General features: G+C 39.4%; 14 protein-coding genes and 1 pseudogene. 9 read left to right on the top strand and 6 right to left on the bottom strand.

Features of this window, described 5'->3' with window-relative positions; genetic code table 11:
• Positions 1-25: 25 nt before the first annotated feature.
• Entirely contained in the window at positions 26-1,273 is a 1,248-nt protein-coding gene (locus EG365_RS02495; protein ID WP_000498089.1) for a L,D-transpeptidase family protein, read from the bottom strand.
• A 299-nt stretch (positions 1,274-1,572) separates the two neighbouring features.
• Between EG365_RS02495 and hemE the strand changes: the two genes are divergently transcribed.
• From hemE to EG365_RS02475, 4 genes and pseudogenes are all read left to right on the top strand, one after another.
• On the top strand, positions 1,573-2,646 hold the full coding sequence (gene hemE / locus EG365_RS02490; protein ID WP_000209403.1) for a uroporphyrinogen decarboxylase: 1,074 nt from the start codon (positions 1,573-1,575) through the stop codon (positions 2,644-2,646).
• Positions 2,647-2,652: 6 nt separating this feature from the next.
• Positions 2,653-3,447 carry a DUF817 family protein gene (locus tag EG365_RS02485; protein ID WP_001199669.1) on the top strand — a complete coding sequence of 265 codons (795 nt, stop codon included), beginning with the start codon at positions 2,653-2,655 and terminating at the stop codon, positions 3,445-3,447.
• 145 nt (positions 3,448-3,592) lie between these two features.
• Positions 3,593-4,063 (top strand): annotated as a pseudogene (locus tag EG365_RS02480) (DUF3015 family protein).
• 61 nt (positions 4,064-4,124) lie between these two features.
• On the top strand, positions 4,125-6,017 hold the full coding sequence (locus EG365_RS02475) for a DUF4105 domain-containing protein (protein ID WP_000055516.1): 1,893 nt from the start codon (positions 4,125-4,127) through the stop codon (positions 6,015-6,017).
• Between the two features lie 67 nt (positions 6,018-6,084).
• Here EG365_RS02475 and EG365_RS02470 read toward each other — a convergent pair whose 3' ends face one another.
• Positions 6,085-7,236: an extended-spectrum class C beta-lactamase ADC-25 gene (locus tag EG365_RS02470; RefSeq protein ID WP_001211217.1), complete on the bottom strand. Its 1,152-nt coding sequence runs from the start codon at positions 7,234-7,236 to the stop codon at positions 6,085-6,087.
• Between the two features lie 80 nt (positions 7,237-7,316).
• On the opposite strand from EG365_RS02470, the gene EG365_RS02465 reads away from it, so the two are divergent.
• Positions 7,317-8,407 (top strand): IS4-like element ISAba1 family transposase gene (locus tag EG365_RS02465; RefSeq protein WP_085940413.1). Its coding sequence is split into 2 segments (ribosomal slippage): positions 7,317-7,857 and positions 7,857-8,407, totalling 1,092 coding nucleotides; the frame shifts between segments, so codons are not numbered across the junction.
• Between the two features lie 179 nt (positions 8,408-8,586).
• Here the strand turns inward: EG365_RS02465 and folE are convergent.
• Positions 8,587-9,135, bottom strand: coding sequence for a GTP cyclohydrolase I FolE (gene folE, locus EG365_RS02460; RefSeq protein WP_001187844.1), 549 nt, complete (start codon positions 9,133-9,135; stop codon positions 8,587-8,589).
• 262 nt (positions 9,136-9,397) lie between these two features.
• On the opposite strand from folE, the gene xdhA reads away from it, so the two are divergent.
• Genes xdhA through xdhC form a run of 3 tightly spaced genes read left to right on the top strand, consistent with a single transcriptional unit; the run spans position 9,398 to position 14,264 of the window.
• Complete coding sequence (xdhA, locus tag EG365_RS02455; protein ID WP_000893682.1) at positions 9,398-10,897, top strand: xanthine dehydrogenase small subunit; 1,500 nt, start codon at positions 9,398-9,400, stop codon at positions 10,895-10,897.
• A 1-nt stretch (position 10,898) separates the two neighbouring features.
• Positions 10,899-13,274 carry a xanthine dehydrogenase molybdopterin binding subunit gene (xdhB, locus tag EG365_RS02450; RefSeq protein ID WP_001076817.1) on the top strand — a complete coding sequence of 792 codons (2,376 nt, stop codon included), beginning with the start codon at positions 10,899-10,901 and terminating at the stop codon, positions 13,272-13,274.
• 6 nt (positions 13,275-13,280) lie between these two features.
• The gene (gene xdhC / locus EG365_RS02445) at positions 13,281-14,264 is read left to right on the top strand and encodes a xanthine dehydrogenase accessory protein XdhC (protein ID WP_001164226.1); all 984 of its coding nucleotides are present in this window, start codon (positions 13,281-13,283) and stop codon (positions 14,262-14,264) included.
• Between the two features lie 10 nt (positions 14,265-14,274).
• On the opposite strand, the gene EG365_RS02440 is transcribed toward xdhC, so the two are convergent.
• Genes EG365_RS02440 through trpD form a run of 3 tightly spaced genes read right to left on the bottom strand, consistent with a single transcriptional unit; the run spans position 14,275 to position 16,845 of the window.
• Positions 14,275-14,970 carry a Smr/MutS family protein gene (locus EG365_RS02440; RefSeq protein WP_000066126.1) on the bottom strand — a complete coding sequence of 232 codons (696 nt, stop codon included), beginning with the start codon at positions 14,968-14,970 and terminating at the stop codon, positions 14,275-14,277.
• Positions 14,971-14,979: 9 nt separating this feature from the next.
• Positions 14,980-15,786 (bottom strand): indole-3-glycerol phosphate synthase TrpC, encoded by an 807-nt coding sequence (gene trpC, locus EG365_RS02435; protein ID WP_000608304.1) that lies wholly within the window; start codon positions 15,784-15,786, stop codon positions 14,980-14,982.
• 9 nt (positions 15,787-15,795) lie between these two features.
• A complete protein-coding gene (trpD, locus tag EG365_RS02430) occupies positions 15,796-16,845 on the bottom strand; it encodes an anthranilate phosphoribosyltransferase (protein WP_001982145.1) in 1,050 nt (349 codons plus the stop codon).
• 355 nt (positions 16,846-17,200) lie between these two features.
• On the opposite strand from trpD, the gene EG365_RS02425 reads away from it, so the two are divergent.
• The gene (locus tag EG365_RS02425) at positions 17,201-19,933 is read left to right on the top strand and encodes a TonB-dependent receptor plug domain-containing protein (protein WP_000281127.1); all 2,733 of its coding nucleotides are present in this window, start codon (positions 17,201-17,203) and stop codon (positions 19,931-19,933) included.
• Positions 19,934-19,935: the final 2 nt, after the last annotated feature.

Genomic DNA, 19,935 nt, shown 5'->3' with positions numbered 1-19,935 from the left:
AAGCAGGCTCTTTTAATTAAGAGGATTATTCTAAGAATTTAACAGTTACGCCTGAACGTACTTTATTACCTAAATCGTTAGCATCCCAGTTCGTTAAACGGATACAACCGTGTGATGCAGTTTTAGAAATTAAAGACGGGTTTGGTGTACCGTGAATACCAAATGATTTTTTGCTTAAACCAATCCAGATATTACCTACAGGAGCATTTGGACCTGGTGGTAATGAAAGCGGTTTTAAGTTATTGCCTTGTACAAAGTTAGAAGGAGAGTAGCTGTACCAAGGGTTACGTGCTACACCTACTACCTTGTAAGTACCGGTCGGAGATGGCGTATCAGTACTGCCAATTGTTGCAGGAAATGACGCAATCATTTGATTACGGCTGTTAAACAGATACAACTGTTTCGCACCTTTATGCGCAATAATCAAGTGAATATCTTCTGGTAAGTCATTGCGTACATTTGGAACAATGATTTTTTCACCAACTTTTTTGAATGTCGCAGTCGGGTTAATTTTCTTTAAGAAGGCTTCATCAATATGAAACTTCTCGCCCAACATTTCACTTACGCGTGTGTAGTACAAACCTTTCATTTTTGCTTGTAAAGCATAGTCAGAAGGAATTGATTGTGCGTAAGGACCTTTTAAATCGGCATCGGTAATGGTGTATTCAATAAACGCTGGTTTGTTTTGTTTAGCAACAAGCGCATCCCAAGTCTCTTTAGTTAACTCGCCAGTAGGAGATAAACCATTCATTTGCTGGAAAGATGCAATTGCTTTTAATGTATTTTTACCGCTCATGCCATCGATAGCACCCGGTGAAGCATGTGCATTATTAAGCATAACGTGAGCGCGTGCATAAACTGGAAGTTGGCCTTTGCCAATATTTTCATACCACTCAGCGTTGTTTAAGCTATCTAATGTCCATGTAACCGCTGGCGCAGAAGTTGCTGTAGACGCAGTAGCTGTTGTGGTTTTAGCCGTAGCTACTGGTGTTGAAGCGGCAATACCTGAATCAGCATTTTGGTCTTCAGCTTTTTGTAAATTTTGTAATGTTGTTGACGCTCTATTTAGGTCATTTTGTTCTTGTGCAGTAATCTGAGTCTGAGCTTGAGCTTTTACAGTTGAAGCAGCATCTACAGCAAGCGGATCAATCGGATCTTCTACAGGAGCAGATACTTTATTAGGGTTCAGTGGTTGCTCAGTTGTTGACGCAGCCAAAGCAACATTAGCAATAATACAACTTAAACTCATAGCGAGTAATGAGCGAACAAACATGTAATTCAACCTTAAGAATTTTCATATAAGCAATAGGGAAAATCAGATCCTTTAGGCCATAAATTCACCAATCATTCATTCTTATGAATTTAATATTGGCTTATTTGAGACTCGAAGGGATATAAATAAACCCGATGTAACATGCTGCAAGTATTGCAGAAAACGTTTCTTCTTGCAGTAGACTTTTGTGTAAATATGCATTTTTTAGTAGATTGGCAAGTTTTTTGTGTGAAATTGAAATTATAAAAACACTCACCTTTTGTTATGATGCTGCCACATGAAAAAGATAGAGATCGGCAATGACGACACTTAAAAATGATCGTTTCTTACGTGCTTTATTACGTGAGCCTGTAGATACAACTCCAATATGGATGATGCGCCAAGCAGGACGTTATTTGCCTGAATATCGGGAAACACGCTCAAAAGCTGGTGACTTTCTATCTTTATGCAAAAATACAGAATTTGCTTGTGAAGTGACTTTACAGCCTTTGCGTCGCTACGATTTAGACGCAGCAATTTTATTTTCAGATATTTTAACTATTCCAGACGCATTAGGACTTGGTCTGTATTTTGAAACTGGAGAAGGTCCGAAGTTTCATAAAACGGTACGTACTGAACAAGATGTGGCTAACTTACCTAAGCTTAATGCTAAAGCCGATCTTGATTATGTGATGAACGCAGTAAGTACGATTCGTTCTGCTTTAGGTGGTCAAGTTCCACTGATCGGTTTTTCTGGTAGTCCGTGGACGCTTGCAACTTATATGGTTGAAGGTGGTTCAAGTAAAGAGTTCCGTTTTACCAAGCAAATGATGTATGCGCAGCCAGAAGTTTTGCATGCCTTACTCGACCATTTAGCAGATTCAGTCATTGACTATTTAAATGCGCAAATTGATGCAGGTGCTCAGGCCATCCAGATCTTTGATAGCTGGGGCGGAGCATTAGCACACCGCGAATACGTCGAATTCTCTTTAAACTACATGAATAAAATCATTGCTGGTTTGCAGCGTGAGAAAGATGGCCGCCGTATTCCTGTTATTGTGTTCACGAAAGGTGGCGGTCAATGGTTAGAGCCAATGATTGCCTCTGGTGCAGATGCATTAGGACTGGACTGGACTACTCCGCTTAATACCGCTCGAAATGTTGTCTCTGGGCGTGTAGCGTTACAAGGGAATCTTGATCCTGCTGTTTTATATGGCTCGGCTGCTTCCATTGAAAAAGCTGTAAAAGCAATGTTAGATGATGCTTATGCAAACGGTGAGAAGACCGGTTACGTTGCTAACTTAGGGCACGGTATTACCCAATGGGTAGATCCGGCGCAGCCAAAAATCTTTGTAGATACGGTACATGAATATAGTGCTAAATATCTAGGATAGTTTTTTGTGCAATATCTGTTTTTACCTCTTCAATTTATTGGCAAGGCTGTTTCGGCAGCCTTGTTTGGTATTTTGCTTCTCATCGCTTTTGCCCTAACTGCGTCGATGGGAAGCCATGAATATATGGGTTTTTATCGCTATGATTATTTACTCATATATGCACTGATTATTCAGATATGTCTCTTATATTTAAAACTTGAATCATGGGCAGAAGCCAAAGTTATTGCTTTATTTCATATCATGGCGATGGTCATGGAAATATTCTTAACACATCCTGCGATTGCATCCTGGCAATATCCTCAGCCTGCGGTATTTAAAATTTTGACTGTGCCTTTATTTGCAGGCTTTATGTATTCGGCTGTAGGTAGTTTTTTTGCACGCTCAATACGCCTGCTGCAAGTTTCATTTGAAAAACTTCCGAGTTTCGGAAGTATGCTTTTACTGGCATTTTTCTCATATATAAACTTTATGAGTAAATTTTTTGTACCCGATATTCGCTATATTTTATTTGCCATCAGTGTTTTTATTTTTTGGAAAACAAAACTTTATTTCCAATTAAATGAGCATAAATTTAAAATCCCGATGTTGCCTGTATTGTTTACACTCGCTTTTCTGATCTGGATTGCTGAAAATATTAGTACCTTTTATAAAATTTGGCTTTATCCAAGTCAGGTAGAGGCTTGGCATATGGTGGGGTGGGGTAAACTTGGATCATGGTATTTATTATTGCTTTTGAGTTTAGTGTTAGTACTTAAAATATTAGGTCATCGAGATAATCAAGGTAATTGGAATTTAAGATAAATTTTTCTTTTACACTTTTTATCATATTATTTATTTTTTAATTGCTAAATGATTGGCTTATCGCTATCTTTAATATCGTGTAATAAGAATTACACATAACAATACATAAGAAACAATCAATAATGATTTTTGGAGATATACATCTATGTTAAAAAAATTAGCTTTAGCTGCTTTGTTAGCAGCTGGTTCAAGTGTTGCTATGGCTGATAACGATGTAGGTTGTGGTGTGGGTACGCAAGTATGGGCTGGCCAAAAAGGAGTGGTGCCTTAAATTCTTGCTGCAACAACAAACGGTATTTTTACTAACCAATTATTAGGTATTACTTTCGGTACTTTAGGTTGCCGTCAAGGTGGAACAGTTACAGCACAAGTTGTTACTTTCACAAATGAAAATGCAGAAGCTTTAGCGCGTGACATGGCTGTAGGCCAAGGTGAAAGCCTGAATGTACTTGCTGAGTTAATGCAAATCAAACCACAAGATAAAGACCGTTTCTTCAAAGTTTCAAAAGCAAATTTTGGTGAAATCTATTCAACAAACAACCAAAACACACTTCAAGTATTAGCATCATTACAAAACGTAATGGCTAAAGACGAAGTTTTAAAAGCTTACGTATAAGTTTGAAATTGAAAACCCTGTCATTTGGCAGGGTTTTTCTTATATTTAATGATTAAAATTGATGAGCTTAATGAAATCGGTTGTTTTAATTTTTGCCTCTTTGGCAGTGAATATTGCGTATTCAGCAGAAACAAATCCATCTATTCAAAACTACTGGTCCATTGCAGAACAAAAAAAATTAGACCAAGACATTACATGGCAAAGGCTCATGTATGCCAATAAAAACCAGAAAAGTGAGGTCACTTATGCTGGCTATTTTCTATCAGAAAATGGAAAAAATAATTTAAAAGAAGAACTGAAAGCAGACATCTCGGCATTATTTATACCTACGCAAGATAACCAGTCAATTCGCTGTAAATTTCCGGCACGCAGTCAGTGGCTTATACAGCAATTAGGCATTCAAGAAAATGAATTGCCGCAAGTAAAATGTTCAGAATTTGAAAACTGGATTGGGCAGATTAAGCCTTACAAAGCGACCCTAATTTACGCTACAGATTTTATGGGTAATCCAAGCTCAATGTTTGGCCATACCTTATTACGTTTAGATCCTAAAGATCAACAGCAGTTAAACCTCGTTTCTTATGCCGTAAACTATGCAGCAACTGTGGCAGGCAATGACAACTGGTCATATGCATGGAAAGGCTTAACAGGGCAATATCCGGGTGAATACTCACTTATGCCTTACTATCGTAAGGTAAAAGAATATGGTGATTTTGAGAGCCGTGATTTGTGGGAATATGAGTTAAATCTATCTCCAGAAGAAACGCGGTTTTTGGTGAGTCATATTTGGGAAATGCAACATGTAAGCTTCCCTTATTACTTTGTGAGTGATAACTGTGCATATCGGTTATTGGGCTTAGTCGATTTAGTTAAACCTGAATCTCATCTACAAGAAAAGTTTAACTACGCTTCTATTCCAATGGAAACCATTAAAGCGATGCAACAACAGGGACTCACTAAAGCTCCTGTGTATCGACCTGCTTTAGAAACTCAATTATTGGCCCAAGCTCACCAGCATGGTGCATCTTTAGCTAAAGTTGCTCATCAGTTAGCAATGAAGCCAATTAAAGAGTCTTCGGAAACACTTAAATCATTTAGCCCATCAGATCAGGCCAAAATTCTTGAGATGGCTTATGATGATTTATATCTACAGTTTATTGGTCGCAAAGTTGAAGAAAGCTTTGCTCAGCCACAGCTTAGACAGCTTTTAGCACTACGAAGTCAGATTGATTTAGACAAACAGCGCCAAGAACCTAAAAGACCATCAACCGAGCCGACTCAAGGCCATAATGCACGTAATGTCTCGCTAAAACTGGGCGAGGTGCAAGGTGACAAGTTTATCGAGATAGGTCATAGACAGGCTTATCATGACTTAATAGATCCGCAGGGCGGATACCGTGCCGGTACTCAATTATTATTTTTAAATGGTAATGCACAGTGGCGAGATGATCATTTAAAACTAGAACATCTTGATCTGTTAGAAGTGAACTCTTATAACCCGATTCAACCATTTAAAACTCCGCTGACTTGGGGATTTAACTTAGGCTGGCGTCAGGAAGCGGTTCATGACGGCGTTTATAATGATGAAAAGCAGCATGGCGTCGCGAGTTTTAATGCTCAGGTTGGTTACAGTCTTGCAGATTATGAGCGTAAATATATTTGCTATGGGCAGGTACAAACTTATGTCCAAGCGGGTTCAAATTTAGATAAAGGCTGGCGTGTGGGAGTAGGGCCGACATTAGGATGTATGAATCAGTGGCTTGAAAAATTTAACACTGTGGTACAAGTTGAGCTGCCATATTGGGAAGACCAAAACCAATGGAACTTACGGCTAAATACACAGTGGCAATATGCCATTAATAGTAATAATGCCATTCGCTTTAATTGGGATTATGAAAAACAAAATCATCTGGACTGGATGAAATCAAGCTTAGGATATGTTTGGTTCTTTTAAACCATATACCTATAAAAAATAGAGAAATAGATGATGACTATTTCTCTTTTTTTATTTTAGGGAAAAATTATTTCTTTATTGCATTCAGCACAGCATAAGCTGCCTTAATGCGCTCTTCATTTGGAATACGTTTATTGGTTAACATGACTAAACCAATATTTTCTTTAGGAATAAACACCACATATGTTCCGAAACCGTTAGTTGAGCCAGTTTTATGGTACATCTTAACTGAAGGTTCCTTTGAAATAGCAGTCACTTTATTAGGTTTCATCACAATCTGTTCTGAATTACTGTCTAATAAAGTTTGTAACGTTGCCGGATAAGAAAACTCTTCCCAACCGAGTGCCTGATACATGGTATTTACTTGATAGCGACCCTGATGTGTTTCATTAATTGCCCGTTGAATATCTGCTGGATATTTTTGTGGATTTAGGTTGGCATGAATAAAACTCAACATGTCGGGTAGTGTCGATTTGACGCCATATGCTGGGGCATCGAGTGGGCCGGGGTTAACTCGAATCGGCTGATTTTCTTGGTTATAGCCAAAAGCATAGTTTTGCATCTGGGTCTTAGGTACATTTACATAGCTATGTTTTAAGCCAAGGGCCGGAAAAATTGTTTTTTCTAAGACTTGGTCGAAAGGTTTATTCATAGACAAAGCTACAACTTTTCCAAATAAACCAATGCTTGGGTTTGAATATTGTCGATATTCACCGATTGAGTTTTTAGGTTTCCAGTCTTTAAAAAATGTTAAAACTTGCTGATCTGTTTTTACTTCATCTGGAAATTGCAAGGCAAGGTTACCACTTGTATACGTCGCGAGTTGAAGTAAGTTAACTTGGTCAATCGGTGTATTTTTTAGTTCTTTCCAATACTTACCAGGCGTATCGTCAAAAGAGATTTTTCCTTTATTTTTTGCATATCCACCTGCTGTCGCGGTAAATAATTTACTGACAGAACCTAGCTCAAAAATAGTACTGCTATTTACGGCTTTTTTATCTTGAACAGATTGAAGACCATAATACATTTCATACTTTTTATTATTTTGAATAACACCCACAGCCATACCTGGCACATCATATTTTTCTAATAACGGTTTAAAGTTTTGATCTACCAGTTTTTTAATTTCTTGGTCTTTTGGTGTATTGCCCGCATAAATTGAGGTACTAAAAATAAAAAGCGGGGATAAAAGTAGACAAGAAATTTTTTTAAATCGCATGATTAGCTCCTCTGTACACGATAAAAATAGATAACTCATTGAAATAATGTCATAATAATTGTTTTCTAACGACGAATACTATGACACATCTCAATGAGTTATATCTTATCTTAAACAAATATCTAAAATGGAACAAGTCACATTTAAAGTGCTTTGCGCTCATCATGCTTGTGATTATTTTAAAGCAAACATGTAATCTTTCTTCTGCATCTAAAGCCTTGCCCATCAAGTGCTTACCACAATCATTTTATCGACGTATGCAGCGCTTCTTTGCAGGTCAGTATTTTGATTATCGTCAAATTTCTCAGTTGATTTTCAATATGTTTTCATTCGACCAAGTGCAACTGACTTTAGATAGAACCAATTGGAAATGGGGAAAACGAAATATTAATATCCTGATGCTCGCAATCGTTTATCGTGGAATAGCGATACCTATCCTTTGGACATTGCTTAATAAACGTGGAAATTCAGATACGAAAGAGCGTATTGCTTTGATTCAACGCTTTATAGCCATTTTTGGTAAAGACCGTATTGTGAATGTGTTCGCAGACAGAGAGTTTATCGGTGAGCAGTGGTTTACATGGTTAATTGAACAAGACATCAACTTCTGCATTCGTGTTAAAAAAACTTCATTGTCACCAATCATTTAGGAAAGAATCATAAAATTAGTGATTTATTTCGCCATCTTAAAGTTGGTCAAATTGAATGTCGTAAACGACGGATTTTGGTTGGTCGGGTGAAACTATATATAAGTGCACTACAGTTAGAAAATGGAGAGCTTTTACTCGTCGTTTCTCCTCAGTTTAATGCCAATGCTATTCAGGATTATGCATTACGCTGGGAAATTGAAACCTTATTCAGTTGTCTCAAAGGACGCGGGTTTAATCTTGAAAATACGCGCTTGACAGACCCTAGACGAGTGAAAAAATTGATTGCGGTGTTAGCTATAAGCTTCTGTTGGTGTTACTTAACGGGTGAATGGCAACATGATCAAAAAAAAGCGATAAAAATAAAGAAGCATGGACGACTCTCAATGAGTTTATTTCGCTATGGTTTAGACTATGTTCAAATGGCGATTCAGCGTTTAATTGGTTTTGGGAAAAAAGAAGAGTTTAAGGAAATTTTGGCAATTTTAAGAAGGCAGAACCCTGATAGGATAAGGGTTCTGTGAAATTTGTCGTGTACAGAGGATTAGCTCATAAATTATTTAAAAAGAAAGATGCCTACTTTTATAACAAAAATCACCTAATTTAATTGTTATGTTTTATAGAATTGGATTGAAGTTTATCGCGTTCAGCTATAAAAAAAGCCCAACATTGTCGGGCTTTTATTTAGGCAGTAAAAACTATATTAGTAGCTTTCTGGTACTGCACTTAAGAATTCACGGCGCGCTTCTTTATCGGTTTTAAAATCTCCGACAAATGAAACTGTACGGGTGGTAGATTCTTGTTTACCTACACCACGCATCATCATACACATATGTGCTGAATCGATGACTACAGCAACGCCACGAGCACCAGTCACTTCTGCAACAGCTTCAGCGATTTGCTGAGTAAGGTTTTCCTGAATTTGCAAACGACGAGCAAACATCTCGGTAATACGTGCAAATTTAGATAAGCCAAGAACTTTGCCTTCTGGTAAATAGGCAACATGAACACGGCCATAGAATGGGAGAAGATGGTGTTCGCAGAGCGAATAAAATTCAATATTCTTCACCAATACCATTTCATGGTTATCTGATGGGAAAACAGCATTATTGGTGACTTCTTCTAAAGTTTTACTATAGCCAGAAGTTAAATATGAAAAAGCTTTAGCCGCACGCACAGGCGTATCTTTAAGGCCGGGACGATTAAGGTCTTCACCGACGGCAGTCAGAATATTTGCGTACGATTGCTGCATTGACATAAGACGTATAAATTTACTCTATTAGACAAGCTCGGCATTGTATCAGAAACATGACCTGATGTTCATAAATCCTCGCACTATATTTATTTTGGTTTTTCCGTACGCTTGATAAAAGATGAATAAATTTCATGTTTTTTATCGTTAATAGTCAAGTGTTTGGACATGAAATGTGCGCTTAATATTGATAAGTTCTAAATGATCGCCTAATGGCATCATATTTGCACAGAAGCATTATTATAAAGCATAAGGATAAAACATGTTAGAACGTCCAATCACCTTCTTTTTCCGTGGTGGTCAGCAGCAAGTAGAAAATATAGTACCCACAATGACGGTTTTACAATTTCTGCGAGAATATACTCAAACTGGTAAGACTAGGCAGACTGGTACAAAAGAGGGATGTGCTGAGGGCGATTGTGGTGCATGTACAGTAGTGATTGGTGAATTGGTCAATGACAACCTGCAATTACGTAGTGTGAATGCGTGTATTCAGTTTTTACCAACTTTAGATGGTAAAGCCTTATTTACAGTAGAAGACCTTCATAGCTTATTGCCTGTACAAGATGGCACACTTCATCCTGTACAACAGGCGATGGTCGATATACATGGTTCACAATGCGGTTTTTGTACACCCGGTTTTATCATGTCGTTATGGTCAATGTATGAAAATGAACAACAGTCTCTAAGCAAAGATAAAATCAGTGATTATCTTTCTGGAAACTTATGTCGCTGTACAGGCTATCGCCCTATTTTAGATGCAGCACAAAAAGCTTATGACTATCCACGTGTGGTATTAGAACGTCAAAAAGTAATTGATGTATTAAAAGAGATCAGAACATTACCTGCATTGTATTTGAATGATCAAAAGCAGCATTTTTTTGCACCCAAGACTTTGCAGGATTTTGCTACTTTACGTTTACAGTTGCCGCAAGCACGTATTGTTGCAGGTAGCACAGATGTAGGTTTGTGGGTAACAAAGCAGGGCCGTGATTTGGGCGATATGCTTTATATTGGTCAAGTTGAAGAGCTAAAAAAGATTGTAGTCACAGACCTTGCTTTAACGATTGGGGCAAATGTAAGTTTGAGCGATGCACTCATTAAAATTTCAGATTTTTATCCCGATTTTCAAGAATTACAGCGCCGTTTTGCTTCCATGCCGATTAAAAATGCAGGCACACTAGGGGGAAATATTGCCAATGGTTCGCCTATTGGTGATTCAATGCCGGCATTAATTACGCTAGGTACACGATTGATTTTGCGTGTAGGTAAGCAGACTCGTGAAATTGCTTTGGAAGACTTTTATTTAGACTATCAAAAAACAGCATTACAACTTGGTGAGTTTGTTGAGGCGATTGTTATTCCGCTTCGTGAAGGGCAGACACGTTTTAAATTTGCCAGCTATAAAATTGCCAAACGATTTGAGCAAGATATTTCTGCGGTATGTGCAGCTATTTCTTGTGAGTTAGATAATGATGATGTCACTCACAATGTAAGAATTGCTTTTGGTGGCATGGCAGCTATTCCCAAACGTGCAAAATATGCAGAAGCCATATTAGAAGGCCAGCAAATTACAGCAGAATTGATCGTTCAGGCGCAGCAGGCATTGTCGCAAGACTATCAGCCTTTAGATGATGGACGTGCTAGCTCAGCGTATCGTTTACACGTCGCGAAAAACTGTTTAAAGCGCTTTTATTTAGAAAAAATTCTGTCTCAAACACTCACTCGTGTGAATGACCTGATTGCTATGGTGGAGATCTAATATGAATCAAACCATTGACTTAAATATTTCTAAAAAATCAGCTAAAGCAGGTGATTCGATTCCACACGAAAGTGCACATTTACATGTGACTGGGCAGGCAACTTATATTGATGATTTACCCGAGCTTGAAAATACCATGCATTTGGCAGTTGGATTTTCAAATTGTGCCAAAGGCAAAATCAGTAAGTTTGATTTGGATGCAGTACGTCAAGCTGATGGTGTCCATGCAGTTTTTTCTGCAAAAGATATTGAGGTTGAAAATAATTGGGGGCCAATTGTTAAAGATGATCCAATTTTTGCCGAGGAACAGGTTGAGTTTTATGGACAAGCCTTGTTTGTGGTTGTGGCCGAGAGTTATCAGCAAGCCCGTCAGGCAGTTCGCTTAGCAAAAATTGAGTATGTGCCCGAAACCCCAATTTTAACGATTCAAGATGCGATTAAAAAAGAATCGTGGGTGTTGCCGCCTGTTGAATTTAGCCATGGTGAAGTTGAGCAGGCATTTCAAAACGCAGCACATCAACTTTCAGGTGCTATTGAGCTGGGTGGGCAAGAGCATTTTTATCTTGAAGGGCAAATTTCCTATGCGATTCCACAAGAAAATCAGAGCTTAAAAGTCTATTGCTCGACACAACATCCAACCGAAATGCAGTTACTGATTTGTCATGCATTAGGCATGAATATGCATCAGGTCAGCGTGGAAAGTCGCCGTATGGGTGGCGGTTTTGGTGGTAAAGAGTCACAGTCAGCGCAGTGGGCATGCATTGCATCTTTGGCAGCAAAAAAAACGGGCCGTCCGTGTAAATTACGCTTAGATCGTGATGATGACATGAGTGCTACAGGCAAACGTCACGGTTTTGCTTATGAGTGGTCTGTAGCTTTTGATGACACTGGTATTTTGCAAGGCTTAAAGGTGCAATTGGCTTCAAACTGTGGTTTTTCGGCTGATCTTTCTGGGCCAGTGAATGAACGTGCGATTTGCCATATTGGCAATGCCTATTATCTAAATGCAGTTGAGCTACGTAACTTACGTTGTAAAACCAATACTGTTTCCAATACGGCATATCGTGGTTTTGGTGGACCGCAAGGTATGTTTGTCATTGAAAATATTATTGATGACATTGCTCGTTATTTAGGTTGTGATCCAGTTGAAATTCGTCAGCGCAATTTCTTTGCCGAGCAGCCCGGTGGTGGACGTGACCGTATGCACTATGGGGCAGAAGTCCGTGATAATGTTGCGCCAAAATTGGTAGCCGAACTATTGCAAAGTAGTGATTACGCGAAGCGTAGACAGACTATTCATGCCTTTAATCAGAACAATGACATCATTAAGCGTGGTATTGCGTTAACCCCATTAATGTTTGGTATTTCATTTAACGCCGTGCATTACAATCAGGCAGGTGCACTGGTCTATGTGTATATGGATGGTACTGTCGCGATTACACATGGTGGTACAGAAATGGGACAGGGGCTATATACCAAAGTACGGCAGGTTGCTGCACATGAGTTGGGTTTACCCATCGATAGCGTTCGTTTAATTGCAACCGATACTTCTCGTGTGCCAAATACTTCGGCAACTGCAGCATCGAGTGGCGCAGATCTAAACGGTAAAGCTGTTCAAAATGCCTGTATTAAAATTCGTGAGCGTCTGGCAAAACTTGCAGCCGAAATAAGTCAAAGTGAAGCTGACCAAGTCCAGTTTGAAGATAGTATGGTTTCAACAGCGAATGGTCATTCATGGACATTTCCTGACTTGGTTCAACGGGCATATATGGCACGTGTACAACTATGGGATAGTGGTTTTTATAAAACGCCAGAAATTCACTATGATCAGGTCAACCATTTAGGGCGTCCATTTTTCTATTATGCCTATGGTGCAGCGGTTAGCGAGGTCGCAATAGATACCTTAACTGGGGAAATGAAAGTATTACGTGCTGACATTTTGCATGACGTTGGGCAGTCAATTAACCCTGCAATTGATATTGGGCAAATTGAAGGTGGGTTTGTGCAAGGGATGGGATGGCTCACGACAGAAGAGTTGTATTGGCAGCCGCAGGGTCCACACGCAGGCCGATTATTTACCCATGCACCTTCAACTTACAAAATCCCGACCAGTGTGGACATTCCTCATATTTTTAATGTCAAACTATTTAATAATCAAAATCAGGCAGACACCATCTATCGCTCTAAAGCGGTAGGTGAACCGCCATTTATGTTGGCATTATCGGTTTTCTCTGCAATTCGTCAGGCAGTACAGGCGGCTATTCCAGAAAATGCACCGCTCGTACTCAATGCTCCGGCAACTCCCGAGGAAATTTTACGTGCAATTGCTATTGGACGGGGACAAGCTTTGGCTGCTCGCCCACAGGCTAAAATGTAGAAGATTATGCAACATTTACAATGGTGGACTGATTTTGTAGCGTGGCAAGCCGATGCGTTGCCTATGGTATTAGTCACAGTGGTCCGTGCTGATGGTTCAACACCACGAGAGGTTGGTGCAACGATGTTGTTGCGATTTAATTTGCAACAGCAATGGCAGCAGTCAGATACGATCGGTGGTGGGCATTTAGAGTTTCAGGCGATTGATATTGCTAAAGCAATGTTAAAAGAATCGGAAACTTGTGTGAGGCGTATTGAACGCTTTAACCTCAGTGCTCGGCTTGGGCAGTGTTGTGGCGGAGTAATGTGGTTATTGTTTGAAAAAATATTACCCGCTGAAATTGCGTCGGATTTATCTGGGAGTTTGCAAGCATGGCGAGCTGGAAAGCATATATGGCGTAATGCCTCATATCAATATGCATCCACTTGGCAAACGATGGATATGGAACAACAACCAAGTTTCGAGTTTCATTCTGGCAGCAGTGAAGAATGGCAATTTAGCCAGCAGATTCAACCAAATACCATGCAAGTGCTGATTTGTGGCGCGGGGCATGTGGCTGAAGCAATTGTCCGTTGTTTATTACCTATTGGTGTGAGGGTGAAATGGATTGATCCGCGTGATGATATTTTCCCATCCGATTTACTGGAACAGGCGTACTGTATAACAACTGATACCTTAGACGCCGAGATCGAACATTTTGACCGTTCAGGTGCAGTTTTAATTTTAACGCACGATCATCAACTAGATCTGCAACTGTGTTTTACAGCCTTAAAACCTACGGCAAAACCATTTGCTTATGTTGGGATGATTGGCTCAAAGAGTAAAAGGGCCATTTTTGAAAAACGTATGCAGGTGCGAGGTTATACTTCGGAAACATTACAACGTTTGGTTTGCCCGATCGGGATAGAAGGGATTTCATCGAAACAACCTGCAATGATTGCCATTGCAGTAGTTGCTCAATTATTACAGGTATTTGATGTAAAAAAATGATCCCAAAGGATCATTTTTTTTGTTCGAATTTTGGATTTTTTTCTGCACGTTTAAGCAGTACGAGAACGGCACCTGTGCCACCTTGGTTTTCAGGAGCACTTACAAATGCCAAAACATCACGATGTTGGCGTAGCCATCCGTTGACATAGGTTTTTAAGACCGCTTCTGGGCCTTTACCATGCACAATTTTAATGACATTTTGATTTTCATCTTTTGCCATCTGGATGATTTGTAAAACTGCGTCACGTGCTTGTTCAATGGTACAGCCGTGTAAATCTACAGCTTCAAACCAACGCATCTTGCCTGCTTTTAAGTCTTCAAAAACCTTATGTTGAAGAGTCGCAATGCGATAGCTTAACGTTGCTTGGCTTGCGACCGGATTTAAAGCAGCTTGTGTATCTGATAGCTCGGCATGTTCGGTATCACGACCACCTTCGGCAGCTGCACGTTTCGCCAGAGTTTGTGCATCAACTTTTTTGGCACGTGGGGTTTTTACATCGGCAATATTACTATTGTTGATGGGTTTAACGCCTGCAACAGCCTGCTTAAATAGATGTGTGTCTTCCAATTCTTCAGACTCAGCCTGAGATTTTTTAGACTCAGGCTGATTTGCGATTTTGCTTGAATGAGGATTGGAGATTTGCTTTTTAAATTGCTTCAATAACTTTTGTTGCTCTTTAGAAAGCGATGAATCTTTATTACTCATATATCTTCATTAAACCGTTTGAGGTTGTCCAAAAAGGGCAGTAAAAGCTTGATCTGGACGTGGTTGTTTCATAAAACTTTCGCCAACCAAGAAACTGTGAATATCATGCTCTTGCATCATACGTACATCATCTGGTGTCGCAATACCACTTTCAGTGATCAATAAACGTGAGGCCGGAAGTAATTTTTTCAACCGAATAGTAGTATTTAAATCTACATCAAAGGTTTTTAAATTACGGTTATTCACGCCTAATAAACATTGCTCAGAAAGCTTTAAGGCACGCTCCAACTCTTCTTCGTCATGAACTTCAACCAATACATCAAGTTGATGCTCAAACGCAGTTTTAGACATTTCTTCGAGTTGCTGGTCAGACAAACAAGCAACAATTAATAAAATACAGTCAGCATGCAAAGCACGTGCTTCAACTACATTGTATGGGTCGACCAAAAAGTCTTTACGTAAAGCAGGTAGGGCACAATGATTACGGGCAATCGCAATATTTTCATCTGCACCCTGAAAGAAATCAACATCGGTCAATACCGATAAACATGCTGCTCCAGCTTGTTCATATTGCTCTGCAATTTCGGCAGGATTAAAGTCTGCGCGAATGATTCCTTTTGATGGAGATGCTTTTTTAATTTCAGCAATCACGCCCGGACGTTTATGTTGTAAAGCATTTGCAAAGCCACGCACCGGAGTCGCTGCTTTTGCAAGCTCTTCTACATCTTGCAAATTACGTTGTTTTAAACGCGCAGCAAGTTCCTCATGTTTACGGTCAACAATTTTACCTAAAATGGTATTTTGAATATTAATCATGAGAAGTCCTTAATCTGCCTGAGATTGTTTTAATGTTTTAGTAAATTCAGCTAAAACACTCATTTTCTCTAATGCTTGCCCGCCGTAAATAATATCTTGAGCGAATGCAACAGCCTGAGCATAAGTCTTGGTAATGCCCGCTACATAAATGCCTGCGCCTGCATTAAGCGCAATCATGTTTGCAGCTTTTTCACCAATGTCAGATTTATTTTTGCTTAAAGCATCTTTAATGAGCTTTAGACTCGCCGTTGCATCTGCGACAACCAAACCATTTAATGTTTGTGACTCAATCCCGACATCTTCAGGATTAAGGGTCCATTCCGTAATTTCACCGTCTTTAAGCTCAGCAATAGTTGTCGGAGCTGCAAGACTGATTTCATCAAGACCATCTTTTGAATGGACAACCATGACATGTTCGGCACCAAGTTGTTTCATCACTTCGGCAATCGGGCGGCACAGTTCATCTGAAAACACACCAATGACAAAGCGCTTTACACCAGCAGGGTTGGTCAGTGGGCCAAGTAAATTAAAAATACTACGAATACCAAGTTCACGACGTGGGCCAGCCGCATATTTCATGGCTTTGTGGTGGTTTGGTGCAAACAAGAAACCTACACCCATTTCACGGATGCAGCGTTCGGTTTGTTGCATATCTAAATCAAGATGAATACCTGCTTGCTCAAGTAGGTCTGATGAACCTGATTTACTTGAAACGCCACGGTTACCATGTTTTGCAATGGTCGCACCTGCTGCAGCAATCACAAAGCTAGATGCTGTAGAGACATTAAATAAATTTTGTCCATCACCGCCAGTACCCACAATATCAACTAAATGTTTGATATCACTCACATCGATCTTGATCGCAAATTCACGCATGACACGTGCAGCAGCTGTCATTTCGTCAATGCTTTCACCTTTCATGCGTAGGCCCATCATTAAAGCACCAATTTGTGCTTCGGTTGCCTCACCTTGCATGATGCTGCGCATAATTTCTTCCATTTGAGGCTGAGTCAAATGAATGTTCTTGGTAATGTGGTTGAGCGCCTGTTGGATATTCATAGTCATGATTTACAGCATTAATGATTAAAATTTTTAGGTGAAGTTGATCGAGTGTGGGAGGTTCGGCCTATTGCGTTCCATGATTCACTAGCTAGGGGGCTATGTTAGCAGAAAATAACCAAAGATTTTTGCTGTTCGATAAGAGTTTTAAAAATTTTGCTCAGTTAGGGTATGGGTTTGAGTCATAAACAGAATTTATTTATTGAAAAAGGTTTTAGTTTATTGTGAGTTTTTATGATAAATAATTAACCATTTGGTATATCTTAAACATCAATATATCTAGAAAAAATGTGTATAAATCAACCAAATAAAAGTGGATATAGTAGGGCGATCTTTATTTTGTCTATTAATAAATATGTATTTAAATAAATTGAAATATGTAGGGGCTTTAAAAAATAAGCGCTCATTTATTTTTGTATTTGTTGCACTGTTTCATCCATTAGAAAGCTATGCGCAAGAAACCGTAGAGCAAACACAAAACCAAGCTAAACCAGATAAAGTAGTTCGTGTTGCGGTGACAGGTTCTCGGATTTCAAAAGCACAAAAAGATGGCCCGACCAGTGTGACCGTCATTACCGCAGCTGATATTGAAAAACAAGGGTTTAGTAATGCATTTGATGCACTTAATAACTTGACGCAGAACACGGGTTTTGTACAAGGCGCCGATTATGGAAATACTTTTACACCTGCGGCTAATGCCATTAGCTTGCGAGGCTTGGGACCGAATCATACTTTAACTTTAATTAATGGACATCGGGTTGCAGACTATCCTGTACCTTATGATGGCTCTGTCAATTTCGTAAATTTAGCCAATATTCCAACTGCTATTATTGACCGTATTGAAATATTAAACGGTGGCGCTTCTGCAATTTATGGTTCAGATGCAATTGCAGGCGTGGTGAATATTATTCTGAAAAAGAAAACAGACGGCACACAATTTAATATCAAGGCAGGCGGAACTAAAGAAGGTGGCGAAAATTTACGTTTACAACTGAGTGGTAGTAAAACTTTAGACAAGCTTAGTCTCGTCTATGGGATTGAACTCAGCGGCCGTGAACCGATATGGGCAGCCGATCGAGATTTTATGAAGAGCCGAACTCGTTTAGGAGAAAAACCAGACACGATTGTGGGTCGTAAAAATGCTGATACTGGTAAATATCTTTCAATTGGTGGATGTCAGGCCTTTAATGGTTTATTTAACGGATCAGTCAATAATATTGGACAAGCAGGGGCGGACAATTGTGCCAGTGGTTTGGCACGGCCAACTTATTGGACGGTTCAGACCCAAAACCGCAGCCAAAATGGTTATCTCGGTTTAGATTATGAGTTAAATGATAAAACTCAATTATTTGCAGATTTTTTGATTGGGGCAAACCAAATTGAAAATAATACCCGTAGTCCGATATGGACTTCTTTAGCTGCAACGAGTGGTTATTTCCTAAATCAAGATTCGGGAAATTATGAAATTTGGAATCGCCGTTTTGCACCTGAAGAATTAGGTGGGGTAGAACGAATAAATAAAAAATGGAAAGAAATTTCTTCTAACTTAAATTTTGGAATTCGAGGCGATATTGGAGAGACGAGCTGGAGTTATGAAGCAGTCTATAATGGTTCCATTTATACTAGTCAGCTAAACCGCCAAGGCTTATTACGTTCGAATGTTGATGAATATTTCTTAGGTCAGCAACTTGGTACAGATGCAGATGGTATTCCTATTTATTCACCTCACTTAGATCGTTTAAGTCGACCACTAACAGCAAGTGAATTTGAAAGTATTTCGGGCACAACAAAAGAAAAAGATAAATCGTGGGCACAAAGTTTAACCTTAAGTGCGAATGGTGATGTATTTAAGTTACCTGCAGGAACGGCCAAACTTGCGACTGTGGCCGAAATTGGGCGTCAAGGTTTTTCGATTAAGCCAGATGAGGCGATCGAAAATGGTGAGTTTTATAATACGAGTTCTAGTGGAGAATATAGTGGTACTCGTACACGCCAAGCACTTGGTGCAGAATTATTCTTACCTTTAGCAAAGCCATTAAATTTAACCTTGTCCGGACGTTATGACCGTTATGCTTTGTCAGATAACAGTATTGATAAGCTAACTTTCGGTTCAGGCCTTGAGTTTAGGCCACATCCGACTTTATTGGTGCGCGGTAACTACGCAACTAGTTTTCGTGCACCAGATATGAACTATCTGTTCTTAAATAAGCAAAAAGGTTATTTCGCAAGTACGACTGACTATTTACGTTGTAGCCAAACGGGACAACCTTTAGATAAATGTAGCTTTAAAGATTACGCACCTGGGGCGAACTACACTTTAACCGGAAACAAAGAGCTGAAACCTGAAGAGGGTAAATCTTATGGTGCAGGGTTTGTTTGGTCGCCAACCAATAAATTTGATATCAGCGTCGATTACTGGGATATCAAAATTGATAATCTTGTGACCAACTTAAGTGCGGACAAAATTCTACGTTTGGAAGCAGATTGTCGTTTAGGCAACCAAGATATTAACTCTGCAGCCTGTATTGATGCATTAGCACGTGTGGAGCGTAACCCTGCAAATGCAGTTGTCGACCCAAATGTGATTAAGAATATAAATATCGTTCCGATTAATGCTGCATCCGACCATACCCGCGGGATTGATTTCACTAGCAGATGGCGCTGGAAAACAGACAGCTTTGGTAACTTTCTCTGGACGATCAATTATAGCCGTGTACTAGAACATGAATATCAACAATCAAAAGATCACGAGAAAGATGACTATTTAAAAGATTTAAGTAGTCTGGATTGGCGTGACCGTTTTAATACCAGTCTCAGCTGGAGCTTTGGTGATTGGGCATCAACAGTATTAGTTAATCGTTATGGCAAAATTCCAAATGGTAACCAAACTGCCTATTTAAGCCCAACGTATTTGGTGAACTGGAGCGGTACTTATCAAATCTCTCCAAAAGCTTCTGCTTCAATCATTATTAATAACTTGTTTGACAAAGTGAAACGAGATGACACAGGCGGTTGGCCGTATTATCCGATAGGATCATATTCACCATTCGGCCGTCAAGGTTGGTTGGAGTTTAACTATAAATTCTAAGA

The sequence above is a fragment of the Acinetobacter sp. FDAARGOS_494 genome (assembly GCF_003812225.1).
Lineage (GTDB): Bacteria > Pseudomonadota > Gammaproteobacteria > Pseudomonadales > Moraxellaceae > Acinetobacter > Acinetobacter baumannii.
This window is presented reverse-complemented; position numbering and strand designations above follow the sequence as displayed.